The organism is Lactobacillus sp. A27, from assembly GCF_016742815.1.
GTDB classification, from domain to species: Bacteria; Bacillota; Bacilli; order Lactobacillales; family Lactobacillaceae; genus Lactobacillus; species Lactobacillus gallinarum.
Genome location: NZ_JAEHNT010000084.1, coordinates 38,739 through 61,741 on the forward strand (window position 1 = coordinate 38,739; position 23,003 = coordinate 61,741).

Here is a 23,003-nt window from a genome sequence, read left to right on the forward strand (position 1 = left end):
ATTCAATCAATCCTTTACCTCAAGCAATATCTTACGCTCTTCAAGATCCTTCAAAATGTAATCTAAAAGATCTACAGTTGGCGCTAATTGCTTGTTTTTAAAAATATTAACCTTTTGCAAACCATTGCGATCAGTAACAACCATCGTTAAATGAGATAAATCCTTATTAACAGTCATCTTTAACTTAGTTGGTGCATTATAAGGTGAATCATTATACAAAGGATGTTCATAATTAAAATTACCCTTAGCAGTCTTCACAAAACCAGCATCAATTAAAGCATAAAGTTTTAACTCTGGATTTAAAGTAAACTTACGTTTATCACCATTAATCACAACTATATTTGCCATATTTTTCCTCACTTATTTATAATAAGTTACTTTCTTTTTAAAAGCAACTATTTTCTTTTAGACTGAATTCTTTGAACAATTTTTACCAGATTTTCAGCAAATGATTCTACTTCTTCATCTGTATTATACCGCCCAAACGAAATACGAATTGATTCATTAATTCGAGGAGAATCTGCACCAAAACATGCAATTAATACATGTGAAGGTTCAAGTGACCCTGCGGTACATGCGGAACCACCTGAGACAGCATAACCGTTTAAATCTAAATTAGTTTGTAATGAAGTAGTAGAAATACCCTTAAACCATAGATTTAAGACATGGTGAGAATATCCAGGACCATGACCACCATTGATTTTATAATCAATCTTATTTTGATCAAGTTGGTTCAAAATAAGATCTTGGAAATGCGCATATTTTGCCTGAAGATCATCATGACCAATATTGGTCAGTTCTTTAACTGCTTCGCCAAAGCCAGCAATACCGGGTACATTTTCAGTTCCAGCACGACGTTTAGTCTCCTGTTCACCGCCTAAAACCAAATTTGGCAAATCAATATCAGTATTCTCATACAAAAATCCTAAGAATTTTGGTCCATTAATTTTATGAGCAGATACTGATAATAAATCAATATTCATTGCTTTGACATCAATATCAATCGTTCCCATGCCTTGAACATTATCAACATGGAAATATGCATTGCTCTCTTTGACCAATTCGCCAATTTCTTTAAGTGGCATAATGGAACCTACTTCATTATTTACGGCCATAATCGATACTAAAATTGTATCTGGCGTTAATTCTTTTTTCAGTTCATCTAAAGAAATATGTCCCGTCTCATCAACATTTAAATATACAACGTTGTAGCCTTCATCTTCTAATCGCTTCATAGGATTTAAAACTGAAGGATGTTCAATTTGCGTGGTAATAATCTTCTTACCAATATTTTTTCGACTGTATGCTGTACCAAAAATGGCAGTATTATTACTTTCTGAGCCACCGGATGTAAAGATAATTTCATTATCTTTAGCATTAATACTTGCAGCAATTTGATGACGAGCTCGATCAATCACATTTCTTGCTTGACGTCCCAACTCATAAGTACTTGATGCATTACCAAAATCATTTTTCATTTCATCAGTAATTACATCAATTACCTTAGGAGACATAGGAGTAGTCGCAGCGTTATCCAAATAAATTTCACGCACGTTAATTCATCTTTTCTACGTAATCACTAATTAATTTAGCAGCCTTAGCTCCAACCTTTTTAACAAATACATCAAAGTCTTCACTTGCACTGCCATCACCATTGTCAGAGATTGCCCGCATTGCAACTAATGGCTTATTAAAAGCATGAGCAACTTGAGCAAAAGCAGCACCTTCCATTTCACAAGCTAATGCATCAGGGAAGTTCTCTTTTATTTCATCCTTTTGCTTAGTTGAAGCTACAAATGAATCTCCAGTAACCACTAATCCTTCACTAAAAGCAACATTTTGCTTTTCAAGATATTCAGCGAATGCAGCTCTTTCTGGTGAATCAAGTACAAATTGAGCTGGTTGTTGTGGGATTTGGCCTTCTACATAATCACCTGCAGCAGTATTATGAGCATCATAATACATGAAGGCATTAGGCAAAACTAAATCTTCTTGATGAATATCCTTATGTAAAGTACCGGCAGAACCAGTCATAAAGATAACATCAATATCTACATTGCTTAACAAACTAGCTAGGTTCATCGCAGCTTGAACTTTACCAATACCACTCAAACCTAAATAAACATCATTTCCGTTAACAGAAAAATGTTCGAATTCAGTTGATCCGAACATTTCTTTTTTTTCTGCGTGGAAATGATTACGATAAAATTCGGCTTCTTCAGCCATTGGAACAATAATCGCAATCTTCATAAATTTCCTCGTTTCAAATTATAAATGAAATAATGCTAAAAGCACTAAAATAATTAAAACAAACACTATCAGAATAGCACTGTTCAGTCTTTTTTTCAGTTTTAAAGACTTTTCTTCGCGCATCTTTTCTTTATCGATAGGCTGCTGTGCTTGATAAAACTCCTCTCCATCGCCTTCCAAAGGACGTCTTCTTTCAGAATCATCCCTTTGAAAATCAGGATTAACATTAACTTCTTCTGTTGCATCATTATCAGTAAAAGCAGATTTAACTTTGTCTACTAAACTTTTTTTCTGTCTTTTACGATAATCAGAACGCTTTTCTGTCATGATTACTTATTACTTTCAGCTTGAGCATTGCGCAATAGCATATTTTCCCAAACAGAAATGGCATAAATTGTCTTAGCATCGACAATTTTTCCTTCTGCTAATAAATTCTTTAATTCATCTAAACTATACCAATCAGAAGTTAAAAATTCATCTGCATCTAATGATCTCTTTTCAGTCAACTTAGTTAACGTATCACAATAGAAAAGATGCATTTTTTCATCACAAAAGCCTGGTGTAGAATAAAATTCACTAACTTTTTCCCAATATTCTGCCTTGTAGCCGCCTTCTTCATTCAATTCACGCTTCATAGCATCAAGAGGACTAGTGTCAGTTGGGTCAACAATTCCAGCTGGAATTTCTAAAGTGACTTGCTTGATAGCTTCACGCCATTGTTTTACCAAAAGCATTTCTTGTTGATCATTAATTGCAATAACACAAGATGCAGGGCGATGCTTAACTATTTCTCTAGTCGCAGTATCGCCATTAGGTAATTTGATTGTTCGAACAGATAAATCCAAGATTCTACCTTGAAAAATCTGTTGCGATGAGATTTCTGTTTCTTCTAAATCCACTAAGTCTCATCCTCCTTTTTTAAGCTAAATATACATTAACACATTGTAGGCCATTTTTTCCTTGAGCTAATTGATATTGTACTCGATCGCCTACTCGTAATGATTTATAGCCTTCTTCCTTAATAGCTTTATAGAAAACGAAGTACGATTTGTGGTTGCGATCGTCTTCAATAAAGCCATAACTGCTTCCTTCATCAAATTGTTTAACAGTACCTAAACGCATTATTTTTCTAATCCTTCTTGTACTGCTTCAGGGTAGTTTGCTTCAACAATTTCTGCACAACGACCACAAAGCACTGGTAACTTAGAATCTGCACCAATATCAGTTCTAATCATTCTACAACGTGGACAAACTTCACCTTCAGCATGCTTAACTACAACAGCAGCATTAGCAAGTTGTTCAGCGTCAGCTGGAGCTGGATCATCTGAAATAGTTAACTTAGAAACAATTAAAATTTCTCTGAAGTCAGCGTCTAATTCATCAAGCATGGCCTTAGTTTCTTTATCTGGGTAAATTGTTACGGCTGCTTCAAATGACTTACCAATCAACTTCTTGTTTCTTGCATCTTCAAGTGCCTTCAAAACATCATCACGCAACTTCATGAATTTAGCCCAGTTTTCAAGCAATTCATCGCGATTTGCATAGTTTTCTACTTTTGGCATATTTGCAAGTTGAACGTAATCTTCGTCTTCCTTCAAGAAGCCCCAAATTTCTTCCATAGTGTGTGGCAAAATTGGAGTCAAAATCTTAGCCAACTTAACTGCAGCATCATAGATAACTGTTTGCATTGAACGACGTGCATGACTGTTTTCAGCTTCAATGTAAAGAACGTCCTTGGCAAAATCAAGATAGAATGCTGAAAGATCATTAGAAATGAAGTTAAAGACCTTCTTGAAGACAGTAGTAAAGTCAAACTTATCGTAAGCTGCTAAGCATTCTTTGATTAAGTCATTTAACTTAACTTCCATGTATTGGTCTACTGAACGAAGATCATCGTAAGCAACACGATTTTTCTTAGGATCAAAGTCGCTAGTATTAGCAAGCATGTAACGGAAAGTATTTCTGATCTTTCTGTAGCTTTCTGCAGATTGTTGCAAGATTCCCATTGAAACAGCAACGTCTGACGTAGTATCAGCTTGAGCTACCCAAAGACGAATAATTTCTGCACCCATTTGCTTGATTACGTCATTAGGTGAAATAACGTTACCAAGTGACTTAGACATCTTGTGGCCCTTATCATCCAAAACGAATCCTTGAGAAAGAACTTGCTTGTATGGAGCTTGACCAGTGACAGCAACTGAAGTAATCAAACTTGAGTTAAACCAACCACGATATTGGTCACTACCTTCAAGGTAAAGATCAGCTGGGTAATGTAAGCCATCACGTTTTTCCATGACACCTGACCATGATGACCCAGAGTCAAACCAAACATCAAGAATATCCTTTTCCTTAGTGAATTCACCATTTGGTGAGTGTTCTGAAGTAAAGCCTTCTGGCAATAATTCCTTAGCAGTATGAGTGTACCAAGCGTTTGAACCTTCTTTTTCGAAGATCTTAGCAACATGTTCAATTGTTTCTGGAGTAACGATTGGTGTGTCATCTTCAGCGTAGAAAATTGGAAGTGGAACACCCCATGCACGTTGACGTGAGATTACCCAGTCACCACGATCTTTAATCATGTTGTAAAGACGAGTCTTACCCCATGAAGGGATGAAGCTCGCTTTTTCAATTTGATCAAGAATTTGATCTCTAAACTTAGCGATTGAAGCAAACCATTGAGTAGTTGCTCTAAAGATAACTGGCTTCTTAGTACGCCAATCGTGTGGGTATGAGTGAGTAAAGACCTTAAGCTTAAGAAGTGCACTAGCATCCTTTAACTTTTCAATCATTAACTTATCTACGTCTTGGTAAAACATGCCCTTAAGTTCAGGTACTTCATCAGTGTAGCAACCGTGAGCATCTACTGGACTGAAGATTGGCAAGTTATATTTTTGACCAACGTTAAAGTCGTCTTCACCAAAGCCAGGTGCAGTATGAACTAAACCAGTACCATCATCCAAAGTTACGTGGAAGCCTTCAATTACAAGACTTTCCTTGTCGTAAATTGGGTGCTTAGCCTTCATGTATTCCATGTCGGCACCCTTAACTGTTTGAACAACCTTATAGTCATCCCAACCGATTTCTTCAGCTACTTTATCAAGCAAGCCAGTAGCAACAACGTAACGTTTATCGCCAACTTGAACTACTGAGTAATCAAACTTAGGATTTACACAGATTGCTTCGTTTGCTGGAATAGTCCAAGGAGTAGTAGTCCAGATTACGAAATAAGTATCCTTAGGATCGATGATGCCTTTACCGTCAGTTACTGGGAAAGCAACGAAAATTGAATTTGCTTCAACATCTTTATATTCAACTTCAGCTTCAGCTAAAGTAGATTCACTTGACCATGACCAGTAAACAGGCTTCTTACCCTTGTAAATGTAACCCTTCTTGTACATTTCACCAAAGACACGAATTTCTTGTGCTTCGAAGTCATGTTGCAAGGTAACATAAGGATGATCCCAATCTGCCATCACACCAAGACGCTTAAAGTCATTCATTTGCTTTTGAATTTGTTCTTCAGCATATTGACGACAAAGTTCACGGTACTTAGCACGATCCATACTCTTACGGTCCACGCCTTTTTTAGCAAGTTGTTGTTCTACTGGAAGACCGTGAGTATCCCAACCCGGTACGTATGGTGCATAGTAACCATTCATGTTCTTGTAGCGAACAATGATATCCTTTGAGATCTTGTTCAAAGCATGTCCCATGTGGATATTACCATTGGCAAATGGAGGGCCATCGTGTAAGTCAAAACGAGGCTTACCTTCATTAAGCTTTAATCTTTGTTCATATAATTTATTTTCACGCCATTGCTTTTGCCATTCTGCTTCACGAACTGGCAAATTACCGCGCATTTTAAATTTAGTTTTACCTAAATTAAGAGTGTCTTTAATTCTCATTAACAAATTCCTTTCTAAAAAAGAAAACCTCGCCCTAATTAGGACGAGGTTAACCGTGGTACCACCTAAATTGAACTTAAAAAAGTTCCACTTAATTTGCGTAACGTGCAAAAAACGTTTAGATCATTCAGACAGCTGATCAACCTTTAGGCTCTTATGCTAATCTTCCACCAACATTAGCTCGCTGAATTGCCCTCAAGTTTTACTGCCAATCTAATTTTTATTTTTTGTAATCATCCGGGAAAACAATTGTTGGACCTGATGAACTCTTAGGTACTTCAGGTTTTAAATTAATTGTCTCATGATGCGGACTATCGCCTGTCATTGGCTTAGGAGTAGTTTCTTCTTCATCATCAGAATCATCTGACAACTCCTCATCCAAATCATCAGGTTCTTGAGAAGAGTTTACGTCATTTACATCATCGTTGTCAATATCTTCATCATCGATTGCAGTTTCATTTGCGATTTCTTCTTCTTCACCGATTGGCTCTGCACCATTACCCGGATAAAATCGTTCCGTATGGAAATATTCATCTAAAGCATGCTGCCAAGTTTCATCATTTAAATTATTTATCTCATTTTGGAGCATTGCTTGCATATGACTACGAAATTCGCCTATTTGTTTCTTTAAACGCTTGTAATCATTAGAGATAACTTCTTGCTGTTGTTTTTGATAGCCAACTTCTGTTTGAGCTTCCTTTTTAGCATCATCCAGAATACGTTTGGCTTCTGCTTCTGCATTTTCTTTTAATTGATCTACAGTTTTTTGAGCAGAAATAAGCGACTTCTTCATATTACTATACTCATCTACTTGAGCCTGCATATCTTCTACTTTTTTATTTAAAGATACTACTTCGTTCTTTAAATCTACTACTTGATCAAGTGCATCCCCATAATTATCAACAACATCATCTAAAAAACTATCCACTTCATAGCGATCATATCCATTACGACCTCGATGCTTAAATTCCTTATTATGAATATCCATCGGCGTCAATTTCGTTTCTTTGTCTGCCAAAGTTTTAGCACCACCTTATATTTTCCTTTTCTTGTAGCCGAAACATTTTCAATCAAAACACGCCCAAAATGCCTCAAACTCAAAATATCATTCTCTTTAACCATTATATTAGAATCTGCTATGTCATGCCAATTTAATTTGACTAAATGGTTTTCAATCATTTTTTGAATCTGACCACGACTTTGTTTGCTAATTCCAGATAGTACTGCATCAATTCTCATTGAAGCAACAATTTCTATCTTTTCCGTTGAATCATCCTTCGGCACTAGAACATCTTTAAAAGAAATCTCTCTTAATTTTACTTGTGCTCTTCCAATCCGAGTAACCTGCTCTTCAAAAAAATCCACTAATTCTTTTTTAGCAAAAAATTGCCATTTACCATTTTCATCAGTAATTATATCGCCAAAAGTATCAGTCTCAATTCCAGAATTAGCCAGGGTACCTAAAATCGCACTATGATTAATTTTGATAAATTTTTGTAGATATTCAATTTCATATGGCTGAATTAAATAATCGCTGGGTTGCAAATTAACCCATTCCTCGCTTAAATAAACACGTTTTTTCTCCGCATTCGAATATCCGCCATACTCTTGCATAAAAACATCATTACCCACGATGGTTTTTAGAATTGCTCTTTTACCCGGATCTAAAAAATCGGTTAAAATTGGTTCATGTTTAAAAATTATTTGATTAAAAAGACCAGTAAAATAATCAATTACTGGTCTTTCTTCTTGATTAAAATGTGGGTAAAACTTACTTGCTTGTCGCTTTTGCATTAACCTAACACCCTCAATAAAATATTAAAAATCCAAAATAGAACATAATTCTGTACAAAGTACAAAATGAATAATCCAATAATTGGAGAAATATCAATTCCAGTAGAATAGGCCAACTTAGCAAACGGACCTTTTCTGAACAAGTTCAAGTATGGATTTACAATCTTATCTAAAAAGCGACCAATTACAGAATTACTTAACATTGGTACCCAACTTAAAATTGCATCAATAACAATAAATAGACTGTAAAGCCATAAGATCCAAGTAAGAGCTACGTAAATAAAATGTATTACGTTTAACATTAACTTAAATTATCTTTCTTATCAATTAAGTCACTAATTTTGCCATCTGTCACAAATTTAGGTGGAGTGGCTAAAAAGATCTTGTCACCGATGCGTTGAATTTCACCGTTTAATGCATAAACTGTTCCTGTGATAAAATCAACGATTCGTCGAGCGGAACTATCTTCCATTCTGCTAAAGTTAATTACTACTGCCTTATTATTCAACAAGTTTTGTGCAACATCTTTAGCATCAGAATAAACACGCGGCTCATACAACACAATTTTACTTTTGGCTGAATTTAATCCTGATTTAATCGAAACAACATTGTCTCGACTAACAGAATTCAGAGGTAAGTTTTCATTATCATCTTTGTTTGAAGTAGCATATTCTTCTTTTTCCAATTCATCTTCATCATCATTGGAAATGCCGAAAAATCTACCCAATTTATCAAAAGCCATCTGTATCTACCTCCAAACTAGTTTTCACCACGATGTTTGAAGAATGGAATATCATCACTATCATCACTATCGTCTTGAGCACTAGTTTCAATTTGAGAAATACTATCTTGATCATCATTGCTAAAAGTATCGAAGCTTTCATGATCACCCTTTGGCTCAGCAGGCTTAGTATTTCTTCTTTGATTATCTTGATTATCGTTCAATCCCCAAACACTGGTTGGATCAACCATTGTTTGCTTTGGCTTTTCCGCTTCATGATCCGCATCTGCATTATTAGATGGTTGAACAGTTTGTGGACGGTCAACAGTTTGCTTTTCTGGTTGAACAGTATTATTAGCAACAGGTTCTGCTTCCTTCTTAGGTTGAGCCTTAATTTGGTGGCTACGTCCTGGTAATTGCTTTGATGCGGCTTCTTCGGCTTTAGAATCAATACCAGTAGCAATTACAGTAACTACCACTTCATCACCTAAGTTAGGGTTAATTGATGTACCGAAGATAATGTTGACATCATCACCAGCAGCCTTAGAAACAATTTCTGAAGCATCTTGAGCTTCAAACAAAGTAAGGTCAGGACCACCAGTAATGTTAAGCAATACTTGCTTAGCACCATCAATTGATACTTCAAGAAGTGGTGAAGAAATAGCAAGCTTAGTAGCTTCTACAGTTCTATTTTCACCACTAGCACGACCAATACCCATCAAGGCTGCACCTTGGTTTTCCATAACAGTCTTAACATCAGCAAAGTCTAAGTTTACGTAGTCAGTTGAAGTAATCAAGTCTGAAATACCTTGTACACCTTGCTTCAAGACATTGTCAGCTTCTTTGAAGGCATCCATCATTGGGGTCTTCTTATCAACCATTTCAAGCAAACGATTATTAGCAATAATAACTAAAGTATCAACGTATTGCTTTAATTGGGTAATTCCTTCTGCTGCGTTCTTAGAGCGCTTAGGGCCTTCAAAACTGAATGGGCGTGTAACTACACCAACAGTTAAAGCACCGGTCTCACGAGCAATTTTAGCTACTACAGGAGCTGCACCAGTACCGGTACCACCACCCATACCAGCAGTGATAAAGATCATATCAGCACCCTTAAGTGCATCTTCAATTGTTTGTTCACTTTCTTCAGCAGCCTTTTGGCCTACTTCAGGATGTGAACCAGCACCTAAACCTCTTGTTAACTTAGGCCCTAATTGAATCTTGTTTTCAGCTTTATTACTGTTTAAAGCTTGAACATCAGTGTTTGCTGCAATAAATGAAACACCTTGTACACCGTCATCAATCATTCGGTTAACAGCATTGCCTCCGGCACCGCCAACACCAATAACTTTGATGACAGCATTCTTATTGTCGTCTGAATCGAATGTAAAATCCATTAAATTAACCACCTTTAATCAAAGAATTTCTTAAAGAAACTCTTCAAGCCATTAGATTTTTCTTGATTATTATTTTCTTCGTCCACTGAAGAATCATCTCTTGCGGACATTTTGTTTCTATTATAAGCTTCTTTGGCTTCACTTTCACTAGTAGAAACAGTTCTTTTAGAATTCTTGGAAGTTTTTGGTTGTGAAACTGGTTCTTCAACTACATTTTCACCAAAACCGTAAATTACACTGTTAACAAGATAGTCTACTTCTGACATCTTGTAAGAATAATTTACTATTCCATATGCAGCTGTATAAATTGGGTTGCGCATACCAATTTGATCTGGCTGATAAATACGTGCTTTAACGTTTAAACCATTGGCTGTCAAACTATCAATTCCTTGAAGTAAACTAGTTCCACCAGTGATAACAATACCACCCGGTTGCTTCAAAGCATTATGCTTGGCTAAACCCTTGCCAAGACGAGTTAGAATTTGCTCAAGACGTGCATTAATGATTTCACTCAGGTAAACTTCATCAATCATTTGCTGTCCATTTGAGCCTACACTATTAATTGCAAATTTATCATTCTTAGAAGCAAATTGCGGATCAGCAAAGCCATAATCTAATTTAATTTGTTCAGCATCACGTTTAGAAATACTTAAAACAGCAGAAATATCATTAGTGATATCGCTACCACCTTCCAAATCAATATTAGCGTATTTGATTTGGCCTTCCTTAATTACTGTTGCTGTACTTACTCCACCACCGAGGTCAATAATTACAGAACCGAAAGTCTTTTCACTTTCATTTAATGCAACACTAGAAATTGCCAATGGCGTTGGAACAAAGAAATTGTTGTGATAGCCTGCACGTTCAATTGCTTTTTTAATGTTATGCAAAGAACCTGTTGGAGCTGTTAACAAAATACCAGTTACTCCAAGTGAACGAGCAATCATCTTACGAGGATCATCAACCTCAGTTTTTCCATCAATTAAGAATCGACTAGGCAAAAAAGCAATTGCTTCACGATCATCTTTTGCAGCAGCATGAATCGCAGAGCGAATCGTTCTTTTGACATCTTCATTATTTACTTCTTGTCCTTCTTCACCGACATTAGCAAATCCAGTTGCTGTCTCTAATTGCAACATTCCTACTGGAATTCCGGCTACGACACTATAAATTTTTGCATTAGTCTTTTCTGCCACGCCTTTTAAAGCACGGCTGATAGCTGCTGCAGTCTGATCAATATCAACAATTTGACCATGTCTCATGCCTGAATTGGGCGTAGTAACTGCACCAATGACTTTACCCGAATCTGCCACAACTGCTTTCACGCTTGTGGTTCCTATATCAAGACCCACTAAAAGATTTGAATTCTCCAAAATTAAGCCCCCATTAATATTTGCCTTGAAAAAATTCTAACATAAATAAACAAGTAAAACAGCTACGATACCCCGTAGGCTTTCTTTTCACTTGAAGTTAATGGCCTGCTAAACGCACCTATTTCTAAATCAATTAAGCTATTTTTTCCAGCTTTAACTTTAATTTCGTCATAATATTTTAGTTTGCTCTTTAACGTTACGGTACTGCCAATAATTACATTGCCATCTTTCATAACTAAAATTACTTGTGACTTTCGTCTAGTGTTCCCACTTAATAATTTTACCTGGTTTTGGAATGATTTGGGCAAACTATTAAATAAGTTTAAATCTTCTTTTAAAGAAGTTGCTTTATTATAGCCAACAAAAATAGGTTTATCTTGATCGACTTTTGCCCAAGTAATTGCAGTACTGCCTAACTTGCCATTACTTAAAATCTTACGATAATCATCGCCATCTTTTAAATAGCCTACGGTTTTACGTTCATTAATTTGCAATATGAGCTGGTTAACATGACCTAAATGTGCTTGGGCACTTTCTATTTCAGGATACTTCTTAGATAATTTTTGGCTCAAATCTTTTTGTTGAAACAAATAATCAAAAACCTTATCACTGGCTTTGATCTTAGATGCCTTCACGATTCCTTTAATTGGTAAATCCGAAGCACCAATCACCTTAACCGTACTTATATTGGCCAAGGGAGAAATATAATAGCCTAGCCCAGCAATCGCCAAAACTGAAACTGACATTATTAAACCAAGCCGCCGTCTTAGTGACCGTCGTCTTTCCGCCTGTAAACTAGAAAGTGAGGCAGAAATCTTGGCTTGCGATTTACGACTATTTTTTTGTTGATTGAATTCATGATTCAAATAAGGAGATAATTCTTTTCTTGGATCAATCCTCGTTACTGGTTTCTTTGCCATCTGCCTCACCGGCCTCCTAGCGTGAAATCTCTTCCATCACTTTAATCACTTGATCAGATGCATCAGGTACACCTAATGCCTTTGAAGCCTGACTCATTTCTTTAGCGTATTTTTCATCAAGCAAAATATGATCAATTGAAGAAACAAAATTATTAGGGTTAAGATCATCTTCTGGGATGACCAAGGCTGCGCCAGCCTTCTCTAAATCTAATGCATTCTTCATTTGGTGATTGTGCGTTACATTAGGACTTGGAATCAAAATTACAGGTACACCTAATGCAGTGAACTCTGCAATACTTGTTGCTCCAGATCTTGAAACAACACAAGTCATTTCTGGTAATAAACCGGGCATGTTCTTGATGTATGGCAAAACCTTAATATTATTACCAATATCTACGTTCTCTAACTTCTTTTGAACTGAATCAAAATAGTAAGTACCTGTAGCCCAAATAATTTGGTATGGCTTAGTCTTTAAATTCATTAATGACTTAAGCATAATTCGATTGATAGCTAAAGCACCACGGGAACCACCAAAAACTAAAACAGTTGGCATTTCTGAACTAAGTCCCCACTTCTTCTTTATATCAATCTTTTCTTCATGTAAGCTCAAAACCTGTTGTGATCTTGGATTACCTGTTTTAACTAGCTTCTTTTTTTCAGGGAATTCTTTTGCAGCATCGTCAAAAGTGTAACAAATGCGATCAACATAGTGGCCTAAAAACTTGTTAGCTAAACCAACAACTGAATTGGATTCATGGATCATAGTTGGAATATGCATTTTAGCTGCTTCATAAACCATAGCTCCACTAACATAACCACCTGTACCCAAAACGACATCAGGCTTAAATTCTTTTAAAATCTTCCGTGCACTCTTGGTAGCTTGTAAAAACAATTTAATGGTTTCAAAGTTTTTCAACGGATGCTTCCGATTAAATCCTTGAATGTTAATTGTTTTGAAATTAACACCAGCTGCAGGAACAATTTTAGATTCCAATCCTTTTTTAGTTCCGACAAATAGAATTTCATCATTTTTGCTAATTCCACGTTCTTTCAAACGTTCAATAATTGCCATAATTGGATAAATGTGGCCACCAGTGCCGCCGCCTGTAAATATAACTCTCATTTTTATTTAGTCTTTAATTCCTTAACAAATCTAACAAAGTAATCGCCACGTTCTTCGAAGGTTCTGAATTGATCCCATGAAGCACAAGCTGGTGAGAACAATAATACGTCGCCAGGTTCACTTAACTCATATGCTCTTGGAACAGCTTCTTGAAGAGTATTAACAATTACAATATCTTTAATGCCAGCTTTTCTAGCAGCATCAGCTAATAGATATTTTGTTTCTCCATAAAGAACAATAGATTTAACATGCTTCTTGAACAATGGTACTAAATCATCAAACAAGAATCCTCTATCAAGACCACCTGCAATTAAAACTTCTGGTTCTTTGAATGCAGGAATAGCAACTGTAGCTGCTTCAATATTAGTTGACTTAGAATCATTATAAACCTTGCGTCCATCAAGAGTTGTTACATATTGCAAACGGTGCTTAGCACCAGTGAAAGTACTCAAAACCGCTGCAATATCATCATTATCTGCACCCATAATCTTTGAAATTGCAATTGCAACCAAGCTATTTTGTAAATTATGAATACCTGGTAATTTGATATCTGCAATCTTCATGATCTTTTCATTGTGACTCTCAAGATATTCATCACCAATAAAGTAATCTGCATTAGAATCTGTTTCTGAGAAAGTTTGCATCTTAGCAGGTGTTACTTCTTTTTCTTTAGCTAAAATATCTTTTTGATCAAAGTTAGCAATAAAGTAGTCATCACTATTTTGAGTTCTAGTAACGTTCAACTTAGCATTTACATAATTTTCAAAGGTCTTGTGATAGTCCAAGTGAACATTATTATAAATGTCGACAATAGCAGCCACCTTAGGATCAATATCTGTTACGCCAAGTAATTGGAAACTAGAAATTTCTACTACCAAGATATCATCCTTAGTTGCCTTAGGTACTACTTCAGAAATTGGCACACCAATATTACCTACTGCATAGGCATGATGACCTGATTTTTGTAAATGATGATCCAAAATTCTTTGAGTGAGCATCACAGTGGTAGTTTTACCATTTGAACCTGTTACACAAACATAAGGAGCATCACTACAACTTAAAGCAATTTCAGGCTCTGTAATAATTGGAATATTTAGTTCTTCAGCTTTTTTAACCATTGGATTCTCATATGGAATACCTGGATTTTTAACTAAATAATCAAAATGTTCTTTTTCAAGTAAATCAACTGGGTGATGTCCGCCAATTACATGAACGCCTTTAGCCTTTAGCTCTTGTGCTTTTTCATTTTTATCAAGATCAGCCTTGTCATTCAAGGTTAATTTAGCACCTAATTTTAAAAGTAATTCGCTAACTGCAAATCCACTTTTACCTAAACCTAAAACTAAAATATTCTTATTACTATAAGTTTTAATATCCTTCATTTTTTTATTTTTATCCCCAAATTGCTAAATATAAAATACTACCTACTAAACCAACAATCCAAAAAACAATGTCCACTTTCCATTCTGACCAGCCTAACATTTCAAAATGATGGTGAATAGGAGTCATCTTAAAAATTCTCTTACCAGTAGTTTGGAAAGAAATAACCTGCATAATTACACTAGCAGTTTCACATACAAATACAATACCCACTAACAAAAGTGACCATGGTCTATTAAGCATAATACTTACTGTAGCAAGACCACCACCTAATGCAAGTGAGCCTGCATCCCCCATGAAGATTTTGGCAGGCTTATGGTTGAAAATAAAGAAAGCAATCAAACCGCCAATTACACTCATACAAAAGGCTAAAATAGCCAAATTCTTTTGTTTAAATGCGATATAAGCATATGTACCATAGGCTACTACAGATAACCCGGTAGCTAAGCCATCCAAACCGTCTGAAAGGTTAACAGCATTAGAAAAGCCAACTAACCAGAAAATAATGAAGATTACAAATAATGCTACGCTATGAACAACTCCAGCAAATGGAATGTATAAACCAAAATTAAAGTGATCGCTTGAAGCAATTAATACAATCACAATGGCAATAATAATTTGTAAAGCAAGTTTTTGCCATGCTCTTAAACCCAAATTTCTTTTGTAATACAGCTTGATTCCATCATCAAGGAAACCAATGATACCGTAACCTAAAAGACTGATTACTAAAATCCAAACAACTTTGTTCAAGCTATGTTGCCATGCAGCAACCCAGATAACAGAAATTACTGCTGCAATAACAAAAATTGTTCCTCCCATTGTAGGAGTTCCTGATTTCTTTTGGTGCCATTTTGGCCCTTCATCACGAATTTCCTGTCCTTCATGATGCGAATGCATAAACTTAATTAACAACGGTAAAAAAATTACCGTCAAAATTAATGAACTAATTAAAGCAACAAAACTTGCTTGCATAATACTCATCCTATGCTACTCCTTTAAATTAACTTTTATTTTTTCTCCAGACTTTAACTCTGCTCCCTTGGCCACACTTTGGCTGGTAACAGTTCCGGTTCCCTTTATGCTTAATTTAATACCTGATACATTAGAGAATTGATGTAAATCATTAAAACTCCACCCCTTCATATCAGGACAATTTATTTTACCTGAGGTATATACAAAGATCTTGTCCCCAGACTCCAATTTCTCACTGCTCTTAATTCCTTGAGCAGTAATTCTATCTTTTTCACCTACTTTAACTAAGTTAAGACCAACTTGCTTAGCTTTAGCTGAAGCTTGAGCAACTGTCATATTCTTGAAATTAGGAACACTAACAGTCGTGGTTGAATTATCACTTTTAGCCATTGTAATAATTCGACTCATCATTGGTTTAAAGATAGAAGCTAAAATCTTTTCAGCTGTTGTCCCAGCCAAATGAGGTTGCTTGATAGTTAGGTAAATACAATATCTAGGATCCTTGGTAGGGTAAACACCTACAACCGAGAAGATGTAATTACTATCGCCCTTAAGATAGCCGCCACCTTTTGGATTAGCTATTTGAGCCGTACCGGTCTTAACAGCAATATCTGCATTGCCCATCTTGTAGGCATTACCAGTACCTGACTGTTTATTCAAAACTTTTCTCATATTAGCCAAAACAACTCGTTTAGTTTTAGCAGAATAAATTGGCGTACCGACTTTTTTAATTTGGTAACCCTTTATTGTTTTACCATTAAAATCAGTAACTTTATCAACTAATTGTGGTTTAACCATTTGACCATTGTTCCCCAAGGAACTGTAGGCCTGCATCATTTGCATTACATTTACGTTAACCCCCTGACCAAATGCAGTTACCGCTTGGTCAACTGAAGTCTTAAATGAAATGAAGCCTGGTTGTTCACCTGGAAGAGTTATACCAGTTTTTTCACCAATATGGAACCTCTTAAGGTACTTTTTCCAAGTTTTTGAGCCCATCTTTTGTTCCAACTTAACGAAACCGGTATTACTTGATCTTTCAAAAGCTTGTGAAAAAGGAATGGTACCCCAACCCGAAGTAAGCCAGTCATGAATTGTCGAGCCACCAATACTTACTGAACCTGAACGATAATATTCATTAGGATTGTAATTACCACTGTTTACTGCAGCCGCAAATGACAACACCTTAAACACAGAACCTGGTTCGTATGTATCTTGAACTAAAATATTTCGATATGACTTAGTTAAGCCCTTCTTAGTTTGAGGATTAAAAGTTGGACGCTGTGAAGCAGCTAAAATTTTTCCTGTCTTCATATCCTCAACTACTGCGGTAATAGAAGTAGGATCATAAGCCTTCTGAACTTCAGTTAGTTTTGTCTCCAAATAACTTTGTAATTGTGAATTTAATGTCAAATACAAGTTATTACCATTTTCAACTGGTTTATAAACCTGACTTTGGTTAGGTGATTGATTTTCAGTAGCATCTACTGTTGAAATGCGATAACCATCTTTACCAGTCAAAGTATTGTTAAAGTAGGCTTCTAACCCCATAGTACCAACTAATGCTTCACTATTAGTCTTTTTGTCATACTCTGGTTGAGCTAATCCCACAATATGCGAAGCAAAATTACCATTTGGATATAAACGAGAAGGCGTCTCTACAAATTTAATACCAGGCAATTTCATGGCTTCAATCTGTTTCTTCTGCTTTAAAGTTAGGCCGCTACCGCCGCTACCAAATTGAACTTGGAAAGCTTTATGCTTGGGATTCAAATATTGGTAAATCTTATCCGCAGATAGTGGTAAAACCTTTGATAGCTTCTCTGCAGTTTCAGTTTTATTAACCACATATTCTGGTTTATTTTTGTAATTAATTGACGACTTATCCAAAATCGCGTAAATAGTATATAAATGTGAGTCTTCCGCAATTGCTAATCCATTCCGATCATATATCGTACCACGTGTTGCTTTAATAACTTGATTACGCTTATAAAGCTGCTTGGTACGTGCGGATAAGTTCTGCCCATTAACTGTTTTGGATATACCTATATATAAAAATCTAGCCGTAAATACAAGAAAAACCAAAGCGACAGCTACTTGGAGAAATCTCCCCACTGTAAAGCGGTAGCTGTGGGCTTTGGATTTTTGTAATTTTAAATTACTGTTTTTTTTCATTAGCGAATTGTCCTAATGTTTTTATTAATCAGAGTTAATCCTTTTTCACGCGCAATCTTGTTTAAGCGTGAAGTAGAAGTTAACTCACCAATTTCTTGACGTAAATCGGTGATCCTATTCTGTTCCTTAGCAACTGTCTGCTGAGTTTGACTTAGCTCATGTTGAGCCGAAGTTGCAGAAATACTAGAAGAAACCAAGAAGATCATCATTCCCAAGGTGACGATACTTCCTATTGCTAGTAAAGTCTTCTCTAAAATATTGTAAGGAACTTTATGCGGATCAAGGGTAATTCGTTGACGTTTCTGCGAACCATTCTGTTTTCTAGGTTCATATTCAATTTTTCTTGCTGAGCTGTCAGCCATAGCATTTTCCTCTTTATAACTTCTCTGCAACCCGTAGTTTTGCACTGTGTGAGCGGTTGTTGTTTTCTAACTCGGAAGTTGAAGCAATAATCGGTTTGCGATTTACCAAACGAAGTGTTGGTTTCATATCGTCTGGCACAAAGGGCATTCCTCTTGGAACCTCAACCTCTGAATACTTCTTAAAAATCTTTTTAACGATTTTATCTTCATGGGACTGAAAGGTAATCACGCTAATTCTGCCACCAGGTCTTAAAATCTTAATAGCTTCTTCAAGTGAAGCCTGTAAAACATCAAGTTCGTGATTAACAGCAACTCGTAAAGCTTGAAAGCTTTTCTTAGCTGGATGTCCTCCAGTCCTTCGTGCATACGCGGGAATCGCCTCTTTAATAATGTCAACCAATTCAAAGGTTGTCACAATTGGCTTATCCTTACGTCTTTCTACGATCCTATGAGCAATCTGCCGGGAGAATTTTTCATCTCCATATTGATATAAAATATCTGCTAGCTCTTTTTGACTTAAAGTATTAACTAACTGATATGCATCCGTATCTTGACTTTGATCCATTCTCATATCTAACCTTGCATTATAACGATATGAGAAGCCACGATCAGCTTGATCAAACTGAGGTGATGAAACACCTAAATCGTAATATATGCCATCTATTCCATCTGCGTAACCCAGCTTAACTAGATCCTGCTCCAGATTACTAAAGTTGTCATGTACTAATTTCAATTTAGGTTCACTATCTGGCTGCAATAAATCAGCGAAGTTCAACTCTGCCGATTTTATCGCATATTCATCTTGGTCAAAACCGACTAACGTACCAGTTTCAATTTTACTTAACAAATACTTGGCATGCCCACCGCCGCCAAAAGTTGCATCTACATAAAGACCACCGTTTTTTGGTTTTAAATTATCTATAGTTTCGTGTAAGAGTACACTGGTGTGTTTGAATTTCATAGTTTTATAGTTCAATGTCGTCCAAATTTTCAGCAATATCATCATAGTCTTCGTTAGCTTCTTCCTCAAAGCTATCCCAACGTTCCTTAGCCCAGATTTCAATTCGGTCAGAAACTCCTACGATGACACATTCTTTAGTAAGTCCAGCATGAGCTTTTAATGTCGATGTAAAATTGACACGCCCCTGCTTATCGAACTCACTTTCCATCGCACCAGAGTAGAATAAACGCATAAATTTACGCGTATTCCTCTTAGTCAACGGAAGTTTTGCTAATTTGGCTTCTATCTTTTGCCATTCTTCCATCGAATAGCCAAAAATACAGCCTTCCATTCCTCGAGTAAATACCATCTTATTTCCAATTTGATTGCGAAGTTTCGCTGGTATAATTAGGCGACCCTTGCTATCAAGATTGTGGTGATATTCACCCATGAACATGGTCTAGCCCCCTTCCACTAAATAATTTACCACAATTCACCACTCTCTACCACAAACTCTGGAAAAAAATACATATTTTTATGCTTATTTATCTTTTTATTTTATAAAATTTAAAAAAGCTGCAAAATATTATAATTTTGCGGCTTTTGCATATACAAATGATTTTTACTTTATTAAAAAATTAGTAACTAAATTAATAAGCAAACATTAAAATTAACGAACCAAGATACCAAAAACAACTGCAAGCAGCTAAATAATCCCATAACTTGCGAATCGTTTTACCTAATGAAATATTTTTATTTTTAATTGCATCGTTTAAAGACACAATAACAACTAAGATAAAATAAAATAAAAATCCATATGGTAAAAAAGAAGGCAAGTTAGCATGTGTAGTGGCTAAATTGCATGCGGCAAACAAGAAAAAAGGCAAAACATCATAGCCTCTAAACTGAGCATGTGGGAAAATTTTATTAATTAAAAAAGCTGCTACCAAACCGATAACTGGTATTAAGAAAATAAAAAGCATAAAAGATCCTCCATCCTTTTTATTCTAAACTACAATTCATTTGAAAAAAACTATTAATAAGCATAAAATATTGTTCAAGTAGGAGGGCTTTTTATGGCACGAAAAAAGAAGAAGAAATCTGGTTTTCAAAAATTGACAATTGTAATGGCTTGGTTAATGGCAGTTATTACATTAGCCGCAGTTGTTGCTGGTGCTGTCGGTGCAATGGCCGGAGCAGGAATGTTTTAAAAAAGAGACGAGAAAAATTTTTCTCGTCTCTTTTTATTTTTATACACGATAAGCATTTAAATCAATTAAGAACGGATAATCTTGTGCTAGGTTACCCCAAATCCAGTATAAACAAACGAAGAATCCTGCCGTCCATCCTAGATTCACTAATAGACTCATTAATAAGCCATGAATCGACGTCGTAGCTATTCCTATCATGTTAAAGATCAGCCAACTATATGCTACAAAAATTGTCGTTCCTAATAAAACTACAATTAGTCTTGCCCAAAATATTTCTGGTAAAAAGCGAGCAATTTTTTGACAAATCCAGCAGCTGAGGGGTAAGAAAACTGCATAAACTCCAATAAAGCCATAAAAGTAAATGTCAGCAACTATTCCCGTGCCTAGGGCCAGCCAAATTTCATTTTCATTGGTGTCATCAAAAAGTCCAATCAGCATTACACTAATCGGTAAAATTAGACTAGCGGCACCAAAACTTCCATAATCCATAAATTGATGCAAATAAAATGAACAAACACCATCTACAACAATGGCAACAAAAAGTCCAATTGCTAAAACCCATTTACGAAAAATAGACATTAGTTAGCCACCTGTCTTTCAATAACTGTAACAACTGACGGATCGCTAATATCACCTGCTGGTTTAATTCTAATTTGATCAGATAAACCAAATGAATCACGGGTAGTCTGAGTAACAGTACCAATTAAAAGTCCTTTAGGCGAATTACCACCCATACCACTCGTGTAAACTCTAGTGCCGGCCTTTAACTTGCGGCCATCAACTACCTGAGTAAAGGCTAATTGGTTATTAGCTGTAACAGTAATGATCCCGTGAACGGTCTTGCCATTAGCAACATCTGCTTGAACAGAAAAACGGTTAGCCGATTCATCTGTAGTAGTGATCAATTCGACTTTTGAAGAAGCGGCATTAGCTTCAACAATTCGTCCAATAACTCCACCACCACACATTACAGCCATATTCTTCTTAATACCTGAAGAACTACCTTTATTAATTGTAAGTAGATCTGACCAGGTATCTGGAGCACGAGAAATAACTGAAGCATTGATCAAAATATAACCACTTAAAGTATCTTTCAAATTCAATGCTGCTTTTAACTGCCGATTTTCTTTCTCTAAGCTGGCATTACGGACCTTAGTTTGACCTAAATTAGTAATTTGGCGCTTCAGATGGTTATTCTCATCTTGTGCATTTAAAATCTCATGTGCATTATTCAAACCACCAGAAATAAAACCTACCGGAACATCAATAATTCTAGATCCTAAGGCTACAATATCATTTCCTAAGCTTTGAACAAGCAATGGAGCATTACGTTTATTACGTAAACTAACACTCCCACCTAAAACGGCAAAAATGACAATAATTACAATAAATGTTGATAATAACTTTTTATTTTGTAGAAATTTTTTCATTAAGAATTGATCCTAAAGAAAAACCGGCCATAGCCGGCTTTTTTATTATTTGCGACTTCTACGCATTACTTCAATATTCTTGAGTGATTCACCAGTACCAATTGCCACACAATCAAGTGGATCTTGTGCAATAAATACTGGAACCTTAGTTGCTTCAGAAATTACTTCTGGCAAGTTCTTAAGCAATGCACCACCACCGGTTAAAACGATACCGTGGTCGATAACATCGGCAGCAATTTCAGGAGAGGTTTGTTCTAAAGTTTCCTTAATTGCAACGATGATGTCTTGAACAACATCTTGAATAGCCTTAGCGATATCTTCAGCGTTGATATCAATTGACTTTGGCAAACCAGTAACCAAATCACGACCACGAATATTCATAGCTTCAATTTCCTTAGCTTTTTCAATTGAAGCAGAACCTACTTGAATCTTAATATCTTCAGCAGTTCTTTCACCAATCAATAAGTTAAAGTTGGAGTGAATGTAATTAATAATTGCATTGTTAAACTTATCTCCAGCTTGACGAATTGAAGTTGATGAAACAATACCACCTAATGAAATAGTAGCAACATCAGTAGTACCACCACCGATATCAACAACCATTGAACCAGTAGGATCCATAACTGGAAGGCCTGCACCAATAGCTGCAGCAAATGGTTCTTCAATCACGAAAGCTTCGCGAGCACCAGCTACTCTAGCTGCATCAATTACAGCACGCTTTTCAACTTCAGTAACACCTGAAGGAACACAAATCATTACTGAAGGCTTAGAATTGCCAACAGTCTTTTCCATAAAGTACTTAAGCATAGCAGCAGTAGTGTCGTAATCAGCAATAACCCCATCCTTCATTGGACGGATAGCTACAATACTACCTGGGGTTCTACCAATCATTTCCTTGGCTTCTGAACCAACTGCGATTACTTCACCTGTATGTGTATTCTTTGCTACTACAGAAGGTTCTCTTAAAACAATTCCTTTACCCTCCATGTAAACAAGTGTATTGGCTGTACCTAAATCGATACCAATATTCTTTGTACCTAATCCAAACAC

26 protein-coding genes are annotated in these 23,003 nt (G+C 36.0%); 1 reads left to right on the forward strand and 25 read right to left on the reverse strand.

Annotated features, from left to right (window positions below; translation table 11 throughout):
- Positions 1 to 6 precede the first annotated feature (6 nt).
- The 22 genes from JEM49_RS08930 to JEM49_RS09035 all read right to left on the reverse strand — a co-directional run bounded on the left by JEM49_RS08930 (position 7) and on the right by JEM49_RS09035 (position 20,295).
- Positions 7 to 348: a DUF1831 domain-containing protein gene (locus JEM49_RS08930; protein WP_025005039.1), complete on the reverse strand. Its 342-nt coding sequence runs from the start codon at positions 346 to 348 to the stop codon at positions 7 to 9.
- Positions 349 to 395: 47 nt separating this feature from the next.
- Positions 396 to 1,553 carry an aminotransferase class V-fold PLP-dependent enzyme gene (locus JEM49_RS08935; protein ID WP_201874691.1) on the reverse strand — a complete coding sequence of 386 codons (1,158 nt, stop codon included), beginning with the start codon at positions 1,551 to 1,553 and terminating at the stop codon, positions 396 to 398.
- A gap of 1 nt (position 1,554) precedes the next feature.
- Entirely contained in the window at positions 1,555 to 2,250 is a 696-nt protein-coding gene (locus JEM49_RS08940; RefSeq protein ID WP_025005041.1) for a 5'-methylthioadenosine/adenosylhomocysteine nucleosidase, read from the reverse strand.
- An 18-nt stretch (positions 2,251 to 2,268) separates the two neighbouring features.
- Complete coding sequence (locus JEM49_RS08945) at positions 2,269 to 2,577, reverse strand: hypothetical protein (protein ID WP_098043737.1); 309 nt, start codon at positions 2,575 to 2,577, stop codon at positions 2,269 to 2,271.
- 2 nt (positions 2,578 to 2,579) lie between these two features.
- Positions 2,580 to 3,149, reverse strand: a complete 570-nt coding sequence (locus tag JEM49_RS08950) for an NUDIX hydrolase (RefSeq protein WP_087175795.1) — start codon at positions 3,147 to 3,149, stop codon at positions 2,580 to 2,582.
- 19 nt (positions 3,150 to 3,168) lie between these two features.
- A complete protein-coding gene (locus JEM49_RS08955) occupies positions 3,169 to 3,372 on the reverse strand; it encodes a cold-shock protein (protein ID WP_003627651.1) in 204 nt (67 codons plus the stop codon).
- On the reverse strand, positions 3,372 to 6,155 hold the full coding sequence (ileS, locus tag JEM49_RS08960; RefSeq protein WP_087235779.1) for an isoleucine--tRNA ligase: 2,784 nt from the start codon (positions 6,153 to 6,155) through the stop codon (positions 3,372 to 3,374). The genes JEM49_RS08955 and ileS overlap by 1 nt, the downstream gene beginning before the upstream one ends.
- 220 nt (positions 6,156 to 6,375) lie before the next feature.
- Entirely contained in the window at positions 6,376 to 7,173 is a 798-nt protein-coding gene (locus JEM49_RS08965) for a DivIVA domain-containing protein (protein ID WP_087175793.1), read from the reverse strand.
- Positions 7,149 to 7,949 (reverse strand): YlmH family RNA-binding protein, encoded by an 801-nt coding sequence (locus JEM49_RS08970; RefSeq protein WP_201874693.1) that lies wholly within the window; start codon positions 7,947 to 7,949, stop codon positions 7,149 to 7,151. Before JEM49_RS08970 ends, JEM49_RS08965 begins: the two co-directional genes overlap by 25 nt.
- The gene (locus JEM49_RS08975) at positions 7,949 to 8,251 is read right to left on the reverse strand and encodes a YggT family protein (RefSeq protein WP_087175791.1); all 303 of its coding nucleotides are present in this window, start codon (positions 8,249 to 8,251) and stop codon (positions 7,949 to 7,951) included. The genes JEM49_RS08970 and JEM49_RS08975 overlap by 1 nt, the downstream gene beginning before the upstream one ends.
- Complete coding sequence (locus tag JEM49_RS08980) at positions 8,251 to 8,691, reverse strand: cell division protein SepF (protein ID WP_025005048.1); 441 nt, start codon at positions 8,689 to 8,691, stop codon at positions 8,251 to 8,253. Before JEM49_RS08980 ends, JEM49_RS08975 begins: the two co-directional genes overlap by 1 nt.
- Positions 8,692 to 8,708: 17 nt before the next feature.
- Positions 8,709 to 10,067 carry a cell division protein FtsZ gene (ftsZ, locus tag JEM49_RS08985; protein ID WP_087235781.1) on the reverse strand — a complete coding sequence of 453 codons (1,359 nt, stop codon included), beginning with the start codon at positions 10,065 to 10,067 and terminating at the stop codon, positions 8,709 to 8,711.
- 14 nt (positions 10,068 to 10,081) lie between these two features.
- Positions 10,082 to 11,440, reverse strand: coding sequence for a cell division protein FtsA (gene ftsA / locus JEM49_RS08990; RefSeq protein ID WP_025005049.1), 1,359 nt, complete (start codon positions 11,438 to 11,440; stop codon positions 10,082 to 10,084).
- 62 nt (positions 11,441 to 11,502) lie between these two features.
- Positions 11,503 to 12,360 (reverse strand): cell division protein FtsQ/DivIB, encoded by an 858-nt coding sequence (locus tag JEM49_RS08995; RefSeq protein WP_025005050.1) that lies wholly within the window; start codon positions 12,358 to 12,360, stop codon positions 11,503 to 11,505.
- A 16-nt stretch (positions 12,361 to 12,376) separates the two neighbouring features.
- Positions 12,377 to 13,483: an undecaprenyldiphospho-muramoylpentapeptide beta-N-acetylglucosaminyltransferase gene (gene murG / locus JEM49_RS09000; protein ID WP_025005051.1), complete on the reverse strand. Its 1,107-nt coding sequence runs from the start codon at positions 13,481 to 13,483 to the stop codon at positions 12,377 to 12,379.
- A 2-nt stretch (positions 13,484 to 13,485) separates the two neighbouring features.
- On the reverse strand, positions 13,486 to 14,865 hold the full coding sequence (gene murD, locus JEM49_RS09005) for a UDP-N-acetylmuramoyl-L-alanine--D-glutamate ligase (protein WP_201874695.1): 1,380 nt from the start codon (positions 14,863 to 14,865) through the stop codon (positions 13,486 to 13,488).
- A gap of 10 nt (positions 14,866 to 14,875) precedes the next feature.
- Positions 14,876 to 15,844 (reverse strand): phospho-N-acetylmuramoyl-pentapeptide-transferase, encoded by a 969-nt coding sequence (gene mraY, locus JEM49_RS09010; RefSeq protein ID WP_025005053.1) that lies wholly within the window; start codon positions 15,842 to 15,844, stop codon positions 14,876 to 14,878.
- Between the two features lie 6 nt (positions 15,845 to 15,850).
- Positions 15,851 to 18,010 (reverse strand): penicillin-binding protein, encoded by a 2,160-nt coding sequence (locus JEM49_RS09015; protein WP_201874697.1) that lies wholly within the window; start codon positions 18,008 to 18,010, stop codon positions 15,851 to 15,853.
- On the reverse strand, positions 18,010 to 18,372 hold the full coding sequence (ftsL, locus tag JEM49_RS09020) for a cell division protein FtsL (protein WP_087175785.1): 363 nt from the start codon (positions 18,370 to 18,372) through the stop codon (positions 18,010 to 18,012). Before ftsL ends, JEM49_RS09015 begins: the two co-directional genes overlap by 1 nt.
- A 13-nt stretch (positions 18,373 to 18,385) precedes the next feature.
- The gene (gene rsmH, locus JEM49_RS09025) at positions 18,386 to 19,333 is read right to left on the reverse strand and encodes a 16S rRNA (cytosine(1402)-N(4))-methyltransferase RsmH (RefSeq protein WP_201874699.1); all 948 of its coding nucleotides are present in this window, start codon (positions 19,331 to 19,333) and stop codon (positions 18,386 to 18,388) included.
- Between the two features lie 4 nt (positions 19,334 to 19,337).
- Positions 19,338 to 19,769 (reverse strand): division/cell wall cluster transcriptional repressor MraZ, encoded by a 432-nt coding sequence (gene mraZ, locus JEM49_RS09030; protein WP_087175784.1) that lies wholly within the window; start codon positions 19,767 to 19,769, stop codon positions 19,338 to 19,340.
- A 193-nt stretch (positions 19,770 to 19,962) separates the two neighbouring features.
- Positions 19,963 to 20,295 carry a DUF3397 domain-containing protein gene (locus JEM49_RS09035; protein ID WP_087175783.1) on the reverse strand — a complete coding sequence of 111 codons (333 nt, stop codon included), beginning with the start codon at positions 20,293 to 20,295 and terminating at the stop codon, positions 19,963 to 19,965.
- A gap of 93 nt (positions 20,296 to 20,388) precedes the next feature.
- Here JEM49_RS09035 and JEM49_RS09040 point away from each other — a divergent pair, with 93 nt between their 5' ends.
- Complete coding sequence (locus tag JEM49_RS09040; protein ID WP_081776546.1) at positions 20,389 to 20,523, forward strand: DUF4044 domain-containing protein; 135 nt, start codon at positions 20,389 to 20,391, stop codon at positions 20,521 to 20,523.
- 39 nt (positions 20,524 to 20,562) lie between these two features.
- Here JEM49_RS09040 and mreD read toward each other — a convergent pair whose 3' ends face one another.
- Genes mreD through JEM49_RS09055 form a run of 3 tightly spaced genes read right to left on the reverse strand, consistent with a single transcriptional unit; the run spans position 20,563 to position 23,003 of the window.
- Entirely contained in the window at positions 20,563 to 21,102 is a 540-nt protein-coding gene (mreD, locus tag JEM49_RS09045) for a rod shape-determining protein MreD (RefSeq protein WP_201874701.1), read from the reverse strand.
- Complete coding sequence (gene mreC, locus JEM49_RS09050; protein WP_025005060.1) at positions 21,102 to 21,953, reverse strand: rod shape-determining protein MreC; 852 nt, start codon at positions 21,951 to 21,953, stop codon at positions 21,102 to 21,104. Before mreC ends, mreD begins: the two co-directional genes overlap by 1 nt.
- A gap of 45 nt (positions 21,954 to 21,998) precedes the next feature.
- On the reverse strand, positions 21,999 to 23,003 hold the full coding sequence (locus JEM49_RS09055; RefSeq protein WP_025005061.1) for a rod shape-determining protein: 1,005 nt from the start codon (positions 23,001 to 23,003) through the stop codon (positions 21,999 to 22,001).